Source organism: Mycobacterium sp. SM3041, assembly GCF_039668335.1.
Taxonomy (GTDB): domain Bacteria; phylum Actinomycetota; class Actinomycetes; order Mycobacteriales; family Mycobacteriaceae; genus Mycobacterium.
The window spans coordinates 1-13,642 of record NZ_JAYXBQ010000045.1 but is presented as its reverse complement, the minus strand read 5'-3'; the positions used below and the strand labels follow the sequence as shown (position 1 = coordinate 13,642).

The following is a 13,642-nucleotide window of genomic DNA, read 5'->3' as shown; positions in this document are numbered from 1 at the left end:
GCTCGACTCCTAAAACGAATTAGATTCGTTTTATTCTGGCCCCACTTACCCCCGCTTGTAAAGAGGTAGTAGACATATGCCATGGGCCGCCCCTCCAAACCGCTGCTTTCCACGGATCGCATCGCCGGCGCAGCAATGGATTTGGTCAACAAGACCGGCGGCTTCACCGTGCCGGAACTGGCCCGGGCCCTCAAGGTCAGCCCGTCATCGCTGTACAACCACGTCGCAGGACGTGAACAGATCGTCGAGCTGCTGCGTGAACGGGCGATGTCCGGGGTCGCACTGCCCGCCGACGACCCGCAGCGCCCGTGGACCGACGTCGTCGCCGACATCATGCGGTCCTACCGCCAGAGCTACGCCCGCTACCCGCGGCTCATCCCCCTGCTGACGTCGCACGCGGTGAACAGCGACCACGCCCTCACCATGTACAACGTGCTGGCTGTGGCGTTCGACCGGGCCGGGTTCGATCCCGCGGACACGCTACGGGCCATCACCCTGATCGACTCGTTCGTGCTGGGCTCGGCACTCGACGTGGCCGCGCCCGACGAACCCTGGCAGGCCGGTGCCGATGTCGGTCCGGAGTTCGCGGCCGCACTGGCCACCGGCAGCACCAAACCCGAACGCGCCGACGATGCCTTCGAATTCGGCATCACGGTGCTACTGCGCGGACTGGCGGCGGTCCCCTCGGCCGAGTGACTACTCGGCGGCGTCGCCCTCGGGCTTGCCCTCGCCCTCGGCGGCCTTGTCGCCGTCCTTGGCCTCCACCTCAACCTTCGGCAGAACCGCGTCCAGCGCCGCCCCGGTGATCCGGCGGAACGCGCGGCGCGGCTTCTTGGCATCGAGGATCGCCACCTCGAGCGTCGCGGCCCCCAACACGCGGTCGCCGGCCCCGGCGTGCAGCGCGTCGACGGCGATCTTCACCGCGTCGGCCAGGCTCGCGTTCTCCTGGTAGGAGTCGTTGAGTGCGGCAATGATCGGCTCGGTGGTACCACCCATGACGACGAAATGCGGCTCGTCGGCGATGGACCCGTCGTACGTGATCCGGTACAGCTCAGGGGCTTTCGTCTCGCCGTAGTGCGCCACCTCGGCGACGCACAGTTCGACCTCGTAGGGCTTGGCCTGCTCGGTGAAGATGGTGCCGAGGGTCTGGGCGTACACGTTGGCCAACTGGCGGCCGGTGACGTCGCGCCGGTCGTAGGCGTAGCCCCGGGTGTCGGCGAACTGGATGCCGCCACGACGCAGGTTGTCGAACTCGTTGAACCGGCCGACCGCGGCGAAACCGACGCGGTCATACAGCTCGCTGACCTTCTGCAGTGACCGCGACGGGTTCTCCGCCACGAACAGCACGCCCCCGTCGTAGGCCAGCACGACAACGCTGCGACCCCGCGAAATACCTTTGCGCGCAAGCTCGGACCGTTCCCGCATCGCCTGTTCGGGCGAGATGAAATACGGAAAGCTCATCAGGCATTACCTCTCGCGCGCGTCCGGTTGGCGATGACTTCCCGGGCCAGCGCGGCGATGCGCTCCTCGGTGACCTCTTCGGCGCCCTCGGCACCGATCAGTACCGCGGTCGGATAGATGCCACGCGTCAGATCCGGTCCGCCGGTGGCCGAATCGTCGTCGGCCGCGTCGTACAGCGACTCGATGGCGACCTTCAGCGCCGAATCGGCGTCGGTCACATGCGAATACAGCTTCTTGATCGATGACTTGGCGAACAGCGAACCCGAGCCCACCGACTGGTAGCCCTCTTCCTCGATGTTCCAGCCACCCGCGGCGTCGAACGAGACGATGCGACCGGCATTGCCCGGGTCGGAGTCGTCCAGGTCGTAGCCCACCAGCAGCGGCAGCGCGACGAAGCCCTGCAGGGCCGCACCGAGATTGCCGCGCACCATGATGGCGAGCCGGTTGACCTTGCCGCGGAACGTCAGCGGCACGCCCTCGAGCTTCTCGTAATGCTCGAGTTCGACGGCGTACAGCCGTGCGAACTCCACGGCGATGGCCGCGGTGCCGGCGATACCGGTCGCGGTGTAATCGTCGGCGATGTGCACCTTCTGCACGTCGCGGCTGGCGATCATGTTGCCCTGGGTGGCGCGGCGGTCACCCGCGATCAGCACGCCACCGGGGAACTTGATCGCGACGATCGTCGTGCCGTGGGGCAAGTCGGCACCGCTGGTCACAGAATCACCCACCACCGGCAGCAGGTGGGGCGCCTGCCGGCTGAGGAAGTCCGAAAACGAGGACAGGTTCAGGTGGGGTGAGTTGACATCCAGTCGATCAGAGAAAGGCCCGAACGCTGCCGTCACTGGCCGCCCTTTTGGACGTACGCGCGCACGAAGTCCTCAGCGTTCTCTTCCAGCACGTCGTCGATCTCGTCGAGCAGGTCGTCGGTGTCCTCAGCGAGCTTCTCGCGACGTTCCTGACCTGCTGCGGACGGGCCGGAGAGGTCGTCGTCCTCGCCGCCGCCACCGCCGCGCTTGGTCTGTTCCTGAGCCATCGCCGCCTCCTGATTGCTCGATTCTCTGACTTCACACTACCGGTCCGCGCCCGGGTTCCCCGGGAACACAACCAGTTACGTCGTGAGCTGCTCCACCAACTCGACCGCACTGTCCACCGAATCGAGCAACGCACCGACGTGAGCCTTGCTTCCACGCAGCGGTTCCAGCGTCGGAATCCGCACCAGCGACTCGCCGCCGAGATCGAAAATCACCGAGTCCCAGCTGGCCGCGGCGATGTCCGCGCCGAACCGGCGCAGGCACTCACCACGGAAGTAGGCGCGGGTATCGGTGGGCGGATTCTCCACCGCGTCGAGCACCTGCTGCTCGGTGACCAGCCGCTTCATCGAGCCGCGCGCCACCAGGCGGTTGTACAGACCCTTGTCCAGCCGCACATCGGAGTACTGCAGGTCCACCAGGTGCAGGCGCGGCGCGTTCCAACTCAGGTTCTCCCGCTGCCGGAAGCCCTCCAGCAGGCGCAGCTTGGCCGGCCAGTCCAGCAGGTCGGCGCATTCCATCGGATCGCGTTCCAGCAGGTCCAGGACGTGGGCCCAGGTCTCGAGAACATGGTCCGCGCGCGGGTCGGGATCGCGGCGCTCCTGCAGCTTGGCCACTCGGTCCAGGTAGATACGTTGCAGCGCAAGGCCGGTGAGCTCGCGGCCGTCGGCCAGGGCCACGGTCGCGCGCAGCGACGGGTCCCGGCTGATGACGTGCACCGCGTGCACCGGCCGGGCCAGCGCCAGATCGGACAGGTCGAGGCCCTCGGCCGGGCCGAACTCGATGAGGTCGAGCACCAGCGACGTGGTGCCCACCTTGAGGTACGTCGACGTCTCGGCCAGGTTGGCGTCACCGATGATGACGTGCAGCCGGCGGTACTTGTCGGCGTCGGCGTGCGGCTCGTCGCGCGTGTTGATGATGCCGCGCTTGAGCGTGGTCTCGAGGCCGACCTCGACCTCGATGTAGTCGGCGCGCTGCGTCAGCTGGAAGCCCGGCTCATCCCCCGACTGCCCGATGCCGACGCGGCCGGACCCCGTCACGACCTGACGGGACACGAAGAACGGCGTCAGACCCGCGATCACCGAGTTGAACGGCGTCTGCCGGCTCATCAGGTAGTTCTCGTGCGTGCCGTACGACGCGCCCTTGCCGTCGACGTTGTTCTTGTACAGCTGCAGCCGGGCCGCGCCCGGGACGCTGGCCACATACCGGGCCGCGGCCTCCATGACGCGTTCGCCGGCCTTGTCCCAGATGACCGCGTCCATCGGGTCGGTGACCTCGGGAGCGGAGTACTCCGGGTGAGCGTGGTCGACGTACAGCCGGGCGCCGTTGGTGAGGATCATGTTGGCCGCGCCGATCTCGTCGGCGTCGACGATCGGGGCCGGGCCCGTGGAGCGGCTCAGATCGAAGCCACGCGCGTCGCGCAGCGGAGACTCGACCTCGTAGTCCCACCGCGTGCGCTTGGCCCGCTGGATGCCGCTGGCCGCCGCGTACGCCAGCACCGCCTGGGTGGACGTGAGGATCGGGTTCGCGGTCGGATCAGACGGCGAGGAAATGCCGTATTCGACCTCTGTTCCGATGATCCGTTGCATGCCGCCAAGACTAGACGGCTGTTGATACGCGACGATTAGCCGCATGACCACATCTGGGCGAGTGGAGCGACGGGGCGAGCCGTCCCGGAGCGACCGAGTCGCCGCCGAGACCTGGTTTCTGCGCCGCGGCCTGCCCGCCGTGCTGCGTCCGGGCGCGCTGGTGCGACGGCTGTGGCAACGCTCGGCACCGGCGCTGGCCGGGTTCGCGGTGTTCATGGCCAACTCGATCCTCGTCACTGCCGTCACCGGCAAGCACACCATCAACATCGAGGGCCAGCCCACGCGGACCGAATGGTTCATCCTCGCCCTGCTCCTGCTGGTGGCCCCGCTGGCCGCACTGGCGGGCTGGCTGGTGTCGCGCATCACGTCGTGGCGCGACCGGGCCACCGCGGCCGCGGTGTCGGTGGCGATATGCCTGGCCGGCGCGGTGTTCGGCGGCCCCGGCGCCTACGTCAGCACCAACGTGATCTACGTCGGCGTGGTCATCGCCGTCATCCTGGCCTGCACCGCAACCGGCATCGGCTCGATCCTGGGGTGGGCCCTGGACACCACGGCGCACAACCTGAGCCTCGTCGGGAGCCTCTTCGTGCGGGCCCTGCCGATCATGCTGTTGACGGTGCTGGTGTTCTTCAACACCTACGTCTGGCTGATGGCGGCCAACGTCAGCCGGGCCCGGCTGTGGTCCGCGCTGGGCTTCCTGGCGCTGATCGCCGTGGCATTCGTCATCGCCACCACCATCGACCGGGTCCGGCCGATCTTGACGGCCACGACGCCCGACACACCGGATGCCCAGCGCGAAACCCTGGCCGGCACCCCCTTCGAGCAGCTACCCGCGTCCGACCACCGAATCCCGTTGTCCCGCATCGAACGTGTCAACGTGGTGTTCGTCCTGGCCATGTCGCAGGTGTTGCAGCTGCTGATCGTCGCGCTGGTGACGGCATTCATCTTCCTGGTGCTCGGCCTGATCCTGATCAGCCCGAAGCTGCTGGCGGAATGGACGCGCAACAACGGCTCGCCCGAGGGCACCATCTTCGGCATGACGCTGCCCATTCCGGAGTCGCTGATCCAGACGACGCTCTTCCTGGGCGCCCTGACCTTCATGTACATCACCGCGCGCACCACGACCGACGCCGAGTACCGCGCCGAGTTCGTCGACCCACAGGTCGACAGCCTGCGGCGCCGGCTCGACGCGCGGGACCGCTACCTCGCCGACCGCGCGCGCTGAGCCGCGACCGCCCGGCAGACGCAAAACCGCCCCTTCTCCGCGGAGAAGGGGCGGTTTTGCGTGCGGGTCTACAGGTACTGACCCAGGTTGCTCTCGGTGTCGATGGCCCGGCTCGCGGACGAGCTCTTGCCGGTGACCAGCGTGCGGATGTAGACGATCCGCTCGCCCTTCTTGCCCGAAATCCGTGCCCAGTCATCGGGATTGGTGGTGTTGGGCAGGTCTTCGTTCTCGGCGAACTCGTCGACGATGGAGTCCAGCAGATGCTGCACCCGCAGACCGCGCTGCCCGGTTTCCAGCACCGACTTGATCGCGTACTTCTTGGCCCGGTCCACGACGTTCTGGATCATGGCGCCGGAGTTGAAGTCCTTGAAGTACATGACCTCCTTGTCGCCGTTGGCGTAGGTGACCTCGAGGAAGCGGTTGTCGTCGATCTCGGCGTACATCCGGTCCACGATCTTCTCGATCATGGCCTTGATGGTCAGCGCCCGGTCGCCGTTGAACTCGGCCAGGTCGTCGGCGTGCACCGGCAGTTCCTCGGTGAGGTACTTGCTGAAGATGTCCTGCGCCGCTTCGGCATCCGGCCGCTCGATCTTGATCTTCACGTCCAGGCGGCCGGGCCGCAGGATGGCCGGGTCGATCATGTCCTCGCGGTTGGAGGCGCCGATGACGATGACGTTCTCCAGCCCCTCGACACCGTCGATCTCACTGAGAAGCTGTGGCACCACAGTGGTTTCGACGTCGGAGCTGACGCCCGTGCCACGGGTGCGGAAGATCGAGTCCATCTCGTCGAAGAACACGATCACCGGGGTGCCCTCGGAGGCCTTCTCGCGCGCCCGCTGGAAGATCAGGCGGATGTGCCGCTCGGTCTCGCCGACGAACTTGTTGAGCAGCTCGGGACCCTTGATGTTCAAGAAGTAGCTCTTGGCTTCCCGCGCGTCGTCGCCACGCAGCTCGGCCATCTTCTTGGCCAGCGAGTTGGCGACGGCCTTCGCGATGAGCGTCTTGCCGCAACCCGGAGGGCCGTACAGCAGCACGCCCTTCGGCGGCCGCAGCGCGTACTCCCGGTACAGGTCCTTGTGCAGGAACGGCAGCTCGACGGCGTCGCGGATCAGCTCGATCTGCCGCGTCAGGCCACCGATGTCGCTGTAGGCCACGTCCGGCACCTCTTCGAGGACCAGATCCTCGACCTCGGCCTTGGGGATGCGCTCGAAGGCGTACCCGGCCTTGCTGTCGACCAGCAGCGAGTCGCCCGGCCGGAGTTTGCGCGAGCGCTCGTCCGCCAGTTCGTCGACGCCCTCGAGCACCTCGGCGACCTCGGGGTCCAGGTATTCGAGCGCGACCAGCGGCTCGGCGAGCCAGACGATGCGCTCCTCGTCGGCATGGCCGACGACGAGGGCACGCTTCCCGTCGTTCAGGATTTCGCGCAGGGTGCTGATCTCGCCGACCGCCTCGAACGAGCCGGCCTCGACCACCGTCAGTGCCTCGTTGAGGCGGACGGTCTGGCCCTGCTTGAGTTCGGACACCTCGATGTTCGGCGACACCGACAGCCGCATCTTGCGACCGGAGGTGAAGACGTCGACGGTGTCGTCGTCGTGAGTGAGCAGCAAGACGCCGTATCCGCTGGGCGGCTGCCCCAGCCGATCGACTTCCTCACGAAGCGCCAGCAACTGCTGCCGCGCCTCTTTGAGGGTGTCCATCAACTTGCCGTTGCGGGTCGTCAGCGAATCGATACGGGCTTCGAGCTGCTGCACGTCACGCGGTCCGCGATGCGTCGCGGCCGCGTTCGTGAGCTGCTCTCGCAGCGCCGCCGTCTCGCTACGAAGCCGCGCCAGCTCGGCGGCATCGGTACTGGACATGGGGTTCTGACGAGGTATGCCCGGGTTGCCGAAGGCGTCCGGGCGATCCATTTCAGACATCTTGCGCTCCTTTCCCACACCGGAAGTTGGTGCGGCGGATACCTCAACGCTACCGGCGATCTGCCATTCATGGGCGTCGAAGGAATTGCGACACACGGGTGTCCCTCTCACCGCGCTGTTAATCTCATACCCGAGTCGGGCTCATCGAAAGGACCGCAGTGATCGTCAAATCCCTCGTCACCGGCATCGCAGCCACCGCCCTCGTCGGTGCCGCAGCCGTCGGTACGACCGTGGCTGCGCCGTCGGCCATCCCGACCACTGGAACGTCGACCGCGGTCGCGCCGGTCGTCCGCCAGGTGCCGCTGCCCCAGGCGCCCGCGCCGGGCCTGCAGGCGTCGCTGGTGTCGACGCTCACCGGGCTGACGGCCGCCGGGAGCTTCGCCGGGTCCAAGGGCAGCTACATCCAGGGTGGCGTCGGGCGGCTCGAGGCGATCACCGCCGACCGGGCCTACAGCAACGCCGTGAAGCAGGGCGTGTTCCCCCTGAGCTTCGCCGTTGCCGACATCGATGACCTCGGAGACGGCACCGCAACGGCCAACGTCACCGCCACCGCCGCCACCGGTGCCACCGCATCGCAGCCGCTGACCTTCGTCGCCGGCCCCAGCCCCACCGGCTGGCAACTGTCCAAGGGGTCGGCCATGGCCCTGCTGTCCTCGGTGAAGTAGGCGCCAGGACCAGCCCGGTGAATCCGACCCGAGGAACCCTGATCGCCGTCGTCGTGGCGGCGATCGGGTTGGCCGGGTGCAGTGAACACGTCGAGCCGCCGGCCGACCCGATGCCCCGTTCACTGCTGACCACCGACGCCAAGGCGCCCGAGGCAGCGCCGCTGCCGCCGCCGGACGCGATCACCGCGGTGCTGTACAAGATCGCCGACCCCGCGGTGCCCTCGGCACAAAAGATCGGGCTGATCCAATACGGCACCGCCGAGGATCAGGCCGGGCTGGACAACTTCACCAGGGCGCTGCGCGACAACGGCTTCAATCCGATGAACGTGACGGCGACGGACCTGCTGTGGTCGGCCGGGCAGCCGGGCGACATCATCGCCACGATCACCATCAGCTCGGTCGCCGCACCGGACAACAAGTTCACGTTCCCCATGGAGTTCAGTCCCATCCGGGACGCCTGGCAGCTGAACCGGCAAACCGCCAATCTGCTGCTCAAGCTGGGGCAGCCGGGCGGGCCGGGCGCTCCGGCCGCTCCGCCGACACCTGGCCGCTGAGCCGTTCATGTGGGTCGGGTGGCTGGAATTCGACCTGTTGCTGGGCAATGTGCACTCGCTGAAAGAGAAGCGCTCGGTGATCCGGCCGATCATCGCCGAACTGCAGCGCAAGTTCTACGTGTCCGCCGCCGAGAGCGGCAATCAGGATCTGCACCGGCGGGCGGCCATCGGGGTGTCGGTCGTCGCGGCTGACCGCCATCACGTCGTCGAGGTTCTCGATGCCGCCGAACGCCAGGTCGCGGGCCGCCCGGAGATCGAGCTGCTGTCCGTGCGGCGCGGCCTCGCCAACAGCGAGGACTAGATGTTGCGCTTGCGCCGCAGCGGCTGCGGCGTCACCGCACCCGGTGCGAGACGGCGCGCGCTGATCAGGAACGCGGTGTGGCCCCGCATCGAATGCTGCGGGCGCACCGCGAGGCCGACGACGTCCCAGCCGCGCTGCAGCGACTCCCACGACCGCGGTTCGGTCCAGCACTGCTGCTCACGCAGCGCCTCGACCGTCTTCGACAACTGCGTGACGGTCGCGACGTAGACGATCAGCACGCCGCCCGGGACCAGCGCCTTCGACACCGTCTCCAGCACCTCCCACGGCGCGAGCATGTCGAGCACGACGCGGTCGACCTCGCCACCGTCGTAGTCGTTGAGATCGGCGATGACGAGGTTCCAGTTCTCCGGCCGCTCGCCGAAGAAGGTCTCGACATTGCGCACTGCGTGCACCGCATGGTCGTCGCGCACCTCGTAGGACGTCACCGAACCGCCCGGGCCGACGGCCCGCAGCAGCGAACACGTCAGCGCACCCGAACCGGCGCCGGCCTCCAAAACCCTTGCCCCCGGGAAGATGTCGCCCTCGTGCACGATCTGCGCGGCGTCCTTCGGGTAGATGACCTGCGCACCGCGCGGCATCGAGAGGACGTAGTCGATCAGCAGCGGGCGCAGCACCAGGAAGGGGTCACCGTTGGTGGATTTCACGACGCTGCCCTCGGGCTGGTCGATCACCGAATCGTGGGCGATGATGCCGCGATGGGTGTGGAATTCCCCACCTGTCGCCAGCACCATCGTGTAGTGCCGGCCTTTGGCATCGGTCAGTTGGACGCGGTCGCCGACGGTGAAGGGTCCGGTGATTCTCACCGGGCCAGCCTGCCAGCCGACCCGTCCCGGCAGTCGGCCGGGGTTCGGCAACTTTGTCGTGGTCCCCACTTAAGCTGCTGGCATGAGTACCGCCATCGAGGAGCCGAAGGCGGATCGCGCATGACCGCCACCGTCCCCACCCGGCGGCCGGCGCTGTCGCCGTCGCGCGCCGGCGACTTCAAACAGTGCCCCCTGCTCTACCGGTTCCGGGCCATCGACCGGCTGCCGGAGCCACCGTCGACCGCGCAGTTGCGGGGCTCGCTGGTGCACGCCGCCTTGGAGCAGCTGTACGCACTGCCCGCCACCGACCGGGTGCCGGAGACCGCGCTGTCCCTGGTCACGCCGGCGTGGGACGCCGTGGTCGCGGAGAAGCCCGAGCTGGCCGAGGAGATCGCACCCGAACTGCGGGAGACGCTGCTCAAAGAGGCGCGGGCCCTGCTGTCGGGGTACTACCGGCTCGAGGATCCGACGCGCTTCGACCCGCAGAGCTGTGAACAACGCGTCGAGGTCGAGCTGTCCGACGGCACCCTGCTGCGCGGCTTCGTCGACCGGATCGACGTCGCGCCGACCGGTGAGCTGCGGGTCGTCGACTACAAGACCGGGAAGGCCCCGCCGGAAGCGCGCGCACTGGCCGAGTTCAAGGCCATGTTCCAGATGAAGTTCTACGCGGTGGCCCTGCTCCGGCTGCGCGGCGTGGTGCCGGCACGGCTGCGGCTGCTGTACCTCGCCGACGGCCAGGTCCTCGACTACAGCCCCGACCTGGCCGAGTTGGAGCGGTTCGAGAAGACCCTGATGGCCATCTGGCACGCCATCCAGAAGTCGGGCGAGACCGGCGACTTCCGGCCCAACCCGTCCAAGCTATGTTCCTGGTGCACGCACCAAGACCTGTGCCCCGCGTTCGGCGGCACTCCCCCGCCCTATCCGGGCTGGCCCGACGGTTTCGGAATCGCATGATCGACTGCTACTACCGTCGGCTCGACGCCGACGGTGATGTTCAACGCTTCGAATCGACCGAAGGCACCGGCAGCAACTGGGATTCGAGCATTCAGCACGGATCACCGCCCTTGGCGCTGCTGACCAAGTCGATCGAGGAGCTCGCCGCCGGTACCGGCATGCAGGTCGGCCGGCTGACTCTCGACATCCTCGGCGCCATTCCGGTTGCGCCGGTTGCGGTTCGGGCGTGGGTGTCGCGGCCCGGTTCGCGGATCTGCATGATGACCGCGGAGATGACGGCCGCGCAGCGCGACGGTTCCGAACGTGCGGTCGCGCGGATGTCGGCCTGGTTGTTGGCAACAACTGATACGAGAGACGCCGCCCTGGACCGCTACCCGCCGATGAAGCGGTTGCCCGACACCGGTTTCCGGCATCACTGGCAGGGCCGGCCCGGCTACCTGGAGACGGTCACCTGGGTTCCGCAGCCTGACGACGCGGGCGCGGCCGTCGTGTGGATGCAGCCGCTGGTCTCGTTGGTCGACGACGAGAAACCGACCGACCTGCAACGGCTGGCGATGGTCGTCGACTCCGCGAATGGCGTTGGCGCCGCGCTGGATCCGAACGAGTTCATGTTCATGAACACCGACACCACGGTGCACCTGCACCGCGCGCCCGTCGGCTCGGAGTTCTGCCTGCGGGCGCGTGGTTCGATCGGGCCCGACGGTCTCGGGTCGACCACCGCCGAGCTGTTCGACGAACAGGGCTTCATCGGGACGTCAGCGCAGACGCTGCTGGTGCAGCGACGCTGAGTCGGGATCACTTGCCGACGTCGACCGCCGACGTGGGCGCGTCGAAGAAAACGCGCAACGCCGCGAGGTCGCCGCTGATGTCCACGAGTGGCGCGACGTCATCGAGGGCGAGCAGGCCTGCCGCGAGCCCGAGCACAATCTGAGCCTCGGCCGTCAGCACGGCTTCGAGCTGGCGGCCATCGGGCCAGCCGACGTCGATGCCGGACTCGGTCGCACTCAGTTGGACGGTGACGCCGTCCACCACGATTCCCACCGTGGTCGGCCGATCGCCGGGCACACGCGTGGACAACAAGGCCGGCAGCGCCAGGAGCAGTCCGTCGGCGCGGAAGGAATCGCCCTCCGGGCCGCGGATCATCAGCGGCGTCGACCATCGGATCATGGCGTAGATCGGCTCCCGCAGCCGAGCACCCCAGTCGGTGAGGGCGTACGTGATCGCGTTGGCCTCCCCGGACAGGCGCCGTTCCACCACGCCGGCGGATTCGAGATCGCGGAGCCGGTCGGTCAATAGGTTCGTCGCGATCCCCGGCAGCCCCTCCCGCAGCTCACCGAAGCGTGCCGGCCCGATCAGGAGCTGGCGGACGACCAGCAGATTCCACCTGTCACCCACCACATCCAGCGCCCTGGCAAGACCGCAGTACTGGCCGTAGTCTCGACTCATCATCACCCACTTGCTAATTTAAAGTACAGTTCACTATATCAACCATCTCGAGGGACGGCGGCCATGACCATCGAACAACCAACTCGGCCTGCGCGCCGCAAGGCGGGCATCCTGGCCGCCGTCTACGTCGCCGTGCTGGCCATCAACCTCGACGTGACGATCGTCAACGTCGCCCTGCCCAGCATCGCGACCCAACTGCACGCCGACACCCGCGGCCTGCAATGGGTCGTCGACGGTTACACCCTGACCTTCGCGGCCCTCGTCTTGGCCGCAGGCGGCCTGTCTGACCGCTACGGCCGCCGCCCGGCGCTCCTCATCGGATTGCTCGGATTCGCCGTCACCAGCGGCATCGGCGCGGCGTCCACCAGCACCGAAGCCCTCGTCGCGGCGCGGTTCGGCACGGGCGTCTTCGCCGCGCTGATCTTCCCCACCACCCTGTCGATCATCACCAACACGTTCGACGACCGCCGCCAACGCGCGGCGGCACTCGGCGGTTGGGGCGCCGTGGTCGGCGTCGGCGTCGCCGCCGGACCGGTCACCGGAGGCCTTCTGCTCGAACACTTTTCGTGGAGCAGCGTCTTCTGGGCGCTCATCCCGCTGGCGCTGCTGGCCGCGGTTCTCGGGTTCTTCCTGGTGCCAGAATCGCGCGACCCGGGTGTGCCACCGCTCGACATCCGGGGCCTGATCACGTCGACCGCGCTCCTCGGGGTGCTCGTCTACACCATCATCGAAGCCCCCGCCCGCGGCTGGCACAGCCCCGCGACGCTGTCCGGATTTGTCGCTGCCGCGGCGCTGACCCCGGCCTTCGTGACGATCGAGCAGGCCGCAGAGCACCCCATGCTCGACGTCAGGCTCTTCACCGACCGCAGGTTCAGCGCCGCCAGTGCGTCGGTGGCCGTCACCTTCTTCGCACTGTCCGGCTTCATCTTCCTGATCACGCAGTACTTCCAGGTGCTGCGCGGATTCAGCCCGTTCTCGACCGGTGCCCGCATCCTGCCCGTCGCCGGGTCCATCGCCATCGGCTCCATCGCCGGCGGGCTGCTCGCACCGCGTATCGGTACTCGTGTCGTCGTGGTCAGCGGGCTGGCGTCCTTCGGCACCGCGATGGCCTGGATTGCCGGCACCATCGACACCGACACCCCCTACTGGGCCACCATCGTTGCGCAGATGGTGCTCATGGGCCTGGGCATCGGTCTGGTCTCCACTCCCGCAACAGAATCCATCATGCTGGTGCTGCCGCCGGCCCGCGCCGGTATCGGTTCGGCGGTCAACGACGCCACGCGCGAGCTGGGCGCCACACTCGGCGTGGCCATCGTCGGTTCGCTCTTCTCGTCGATCTTCAGCGCCCGTCTCGCCGACAGCGCCTTCGCGGCGACCGGGAGAGCCGAGGAGGCCGGCGACTCCGTGCCGACCGCGTTCGGGATCGCCACCGCACACCCCGAACTCCTTGCCGCCGTGCAACATTCATTCCTCAGCGGCATCACCGCGGCGTGCGCCGTCGTCGCGGCGCTGTGCTACGCCGCGGCTGCCGCCGGCGTCTTTGCGCTACCCGGACGACGGTTTCAGCCTCCGGTCGTCGCGCCGAGCGCGTCACACCAACCGGGGCCGACCACACCGGTGGCCCAGCAAGCTTGACTCCTGGCGTTCGTGCGCCGGCGCCGCCGTTTGTTGTGCGCTAG

At 67.9% G+C, this 13,642-nt stretch carries 15 protein-coding genes; 8 read left to right on the top strand and 7 right to left on the bottom strand.

The window, feature by feature from the left end:
* The first annotated feature begins 81 nt into the window (after positions 1 to 81).
* The gene (locus VXD91_RS14040; protein WP_212811989.1) at positions 82 to 696 is read left to right on the top strand and encodes a TetR/AcrR family transcriptional regulator C-terminal domain-containing protein; all 615 of its coding nucleotides are present in this window, start codon (positions 82 to 84) and stop codon (positions 694 to 696) included.
* On the opposite strand, the gene prcA is transcribed toward VXD91_RS14040, so the two are convergent.
* From prcA to dop, 4 genes are all read right to left on the bottom strand, one after another.
* Positions 697 to 1,461: a proteasome subunit alpha gene (gene prcA, locus VXD91_RS14035; RefSeq protein WP_212811990.1), complete on the bottom strand. Its 765-nt coding sequence runs from the start codon at positions 1,459 to 1,461 to the stop codon at positions 697 to 699.
* On the bottom strand, positions 1,461 to 2,303 hold the full coding sequence (gene prcB / locus VXD91_RS14030; RefSeq protein ID WP_244872592.1) for a proteasome subunit beta: 843 nt from the start codon (positions 2,301 to 2,303) through the stop codon (positions 1,461 to 1,463). The genes prcA and prcB overlap by 1 nt, the downstream gene beginning before the upstream one ends.
* Positions 2,300 to 2,494: a ubiquitin-like protein Pup gene (locus VXD91_RS14025; RefSeq protein WP_064986355.1), complete on the bottom strand. Its 195-nt coding sequence runs from the start codon at positions 2,492 to 2,494 to the stop codon at positions 2,300 to 2,302. Before VXD91_RS14025 ends, prcB begins: the two co-directional genes overlap by 4 nt.
* A 75-nt stretch (positions 2,495 to 2,569) precedes the next feature.
* Positions 2,570 to 4,078, bottom strand: coding sequence for a depupylase/deamidase Dop (gene dop / locus VXD91_RS14020; RefSeq protein WP_212811991.1), 1,509 nt, complete (start codon positions 4,076 to 4,078; stop codon positions 2,570 to 2,572).
* Between the two features lie 43 nt (positions 4,079 to 4,121).
* On the opposite strand from dop, the gene VXD91_RS14015 reads away from it, so the two are divergent.
* A complete protein-coding gene (locus VXD91_RS14015; RefSeq protein ID WP_212811992.1) occupies positions 4,122 to 5,303 on the top strand; it encodes a hypothetical protein in 1,182 nt (393 codons plus the stop codon).
* Between the two features lie 68 nt (positions 5,304 to 5,371).
* On the opposite strand, the gene arc is transcribed toward VXD91_RS14015, so the two are convergent.
* Positions 5,372 to 7,219, bottom strand: coding sequence for a proteasome ATPase (gene arc, locus VXD91_RS14010; protein ID WP_212811993.1), 1,848 nt, complete (start codon positions 7,217 to 7,219; stop codon positions 5,372 to 5,374).
* A 158-nt stretch (positions 7,220 to 7,377) separates the two neighbouring features.
* Here arc and VXD91_RS14005 point away from each other — a divergent pair, with 158 nt between their 5' ends.
* From VXD91_RS14005 to VXD91_RS13995, 3 genes are read left to right on the top strand one after another with little or no spacing between them, the layout of a single operon-like run.
* A complete protein-coding gene (locus tag VXD91_RS14005) occupies positions 7,378 to 7,884 on the top strand; it encodes a hypothetical protein (protein WP_212811994.1) in 507 nt (168 codons plus the stop codon).
* 17 nt (positions 7,885 to 7,901) lie between these two features.
* Positions 7,902 to 8,438, top strand: a complete 537-nt coding sequence (locus tag VXD91_RS14000) for a hypothetical protein (protein WP_212811995.1) — start codon at positions 7,902 to 7,904, stop codon at positions 8,436 to 8,438.
* A gap of 7 nt (positions 8,439 to 8,445) precedes the next feature.
* Positions 8,446 to 8,739: a DUF503 domain-containing protein gene (locus tag VXD91_RS13995; protein WP_212811996.1), complete on the top strand. Its 294-nt coding sequence runs from the start codon at positions 8,446 to 8,448 to the stop codon at positions 8,737 to 8,739.
* Here the strand turns inward: VXD91_RS13995 and VXD91_RS13990 are convergent.
* Positions 8,736 to 9,563, bottom strand: coding sequence for a tRNA (adenine-N1)-methyltransferase (locus VXD91_RS13990; RefSeq protein WP_212811997.1), 828 nt, complete (start codon positions 9,561 to 9,563; stop codon positions 8,736 to 8,738). The genes VXD91_RS13995 and VXD91_RS13990 overlap by 4 nt on opposite strands.
* A gap of 120 nt (positions 9,564 to 9,683) precedes the next feature.
* Between VXD91_RS13990 and VXD91_RS13985 the strand changes: the two genes are divergently transcribed.
* The gene (locus VXD91_RS13985; protein WP_212811998.1) at positions 9,684 to 10,517 is read left to right on the top strand and encodes a RecB family exonuclease; all 834 of its coding nucleotides are present in this window, start codon (positions 9,684 to 9,686) and stop codon (positions 10,515 to 10,517) included.
* The gene (locus tag VXD91_RS13980; RefSeq protein ID WP_212811999.1) at positions 10,514 to 11,305 is read left to right on the top strand and encodes a thioesterase family protein; all 792 of its coding nucleotides are present in this window, start codon (positions 10,514 to 10,516) and stop codon (positions 11,303 to 11,305) included. The genes VXD91_RS13985 and VXD91_RS13980 overlap by 4 nt, the downstream gene beginning before the upstream one ends.
* Before the next feature lie 7 nt (positions 11,306 to 11,312).
* On the opposite strand, the gene VXD91_RS13975 is transcribed toward VXD91_RS13980, so the two are convergent.
* Complete coding sequence (locus tag VXD91_RS13975) at positions 11,313 to 11,963, bottom strand: helix-turn-helix domain-containing protein (protein WP_212814862.1); 651 nt, start codon at positions 11,961 to 11,963, stop codon at positions 11,313 to 11,315.
* Positions 11,964 to 12,026: 63 nt separating this feature from the next.
* Here VXD91_RS13975 and VXD91_RS13970 point away from each other — a divergent pair, with 63 nt between their 5' ends.
* A complete protein-coding gene (locus VXD91_RS13970; protein ID WP_346415702.1) occupies positions 12,027 to 13,598 on the top strand; it encodes an MFS transporter in 1,572 nt (523 codons plus the stop codon).
* Positions 13,599 to 13,642: the final 44 nt, after the last annotated feature.

Excerpts from the sequence above, each read along its gene's own strand:
- VXD91_RS13970 (WP_346415702.1), top strand. The coding sequence starts at position 12,027 with ATGACCATCGAACAACCAACTCGGCCTGCGCGCCGCAAGGCGGGCATC.
- VXD91_RS14025 (WP_064986355.1), bottom strand. The coding sequence starts at position 2,494 with ATGGCTCAGGAACAGACCAAGCGCGGCGGTGGCGGCGGCGAGGACGAC.
- VXD91_RS13980 (WP_212811999.1), top strand. The coding sequence starts at position 10,514 with ATGATCGACTGCTACTACCGTCGGCTCGACGCCGACGGTGATGTTCAA.
- prcA (WP_212811990.1), bottom strand. The coding sequence starts at position 1,461 with ATGAGCTTTCCGTATTTCATCTCGCCCGAACAGGCGATGCGGGAACGG.
- VXD91_RS13985 (WP_212811998.1), top strand. The coding sequence starts at position 9,684 with ATGACCGCCACCGTCCCCACCCGGCGGCCGGCGCTGTCGCCGTCGCGC.
- VXD91_RS13975 (WP_212814862.1), bottom strand. The coding sequence starts at position 11,963 with ATGAGTCGAGACTACGGCCAGTACTGCGGTCTTGCCAGGGCGCTGGAT.
- VXD91_RS13995 (WP_212811996.1), top strand. The coding sequence starts at position 8,446 with ATGTGGGTCGGGTGGCTGGAATTCGACCTGTTGCTGGGCAATGTGCAC.
- VXD91_RS14040 (WP_212811989.1), top strand. The coding sequence starts at position 82 with ATGGGCCGCCCCTCCAAACCGCTGCTTTCCACGGATCGCATCGCCGGC.
- dop (WP_212811991.1), bottom strand. The coding sequence starts at position 4,078 with ATGCAACGGATCATCGGAACAGAGGTCGAATACGGCATTTCCTCGCCG.
- arc (WP_212811993.1), bottom strand. The coding sequence starts at position 7,219 with ATGTCTGAAATGGATCGCCCGGACGCCTTCGGCAACCCGGGCATACCT.
- VXD91_RS14015 (WP_212811992.1), top strand. The coding sequence starts at position 4,122 with ATGACCACATCTGGGCGAGTGGAGCGACGGGGCGAGCCGTCCCGGAGC.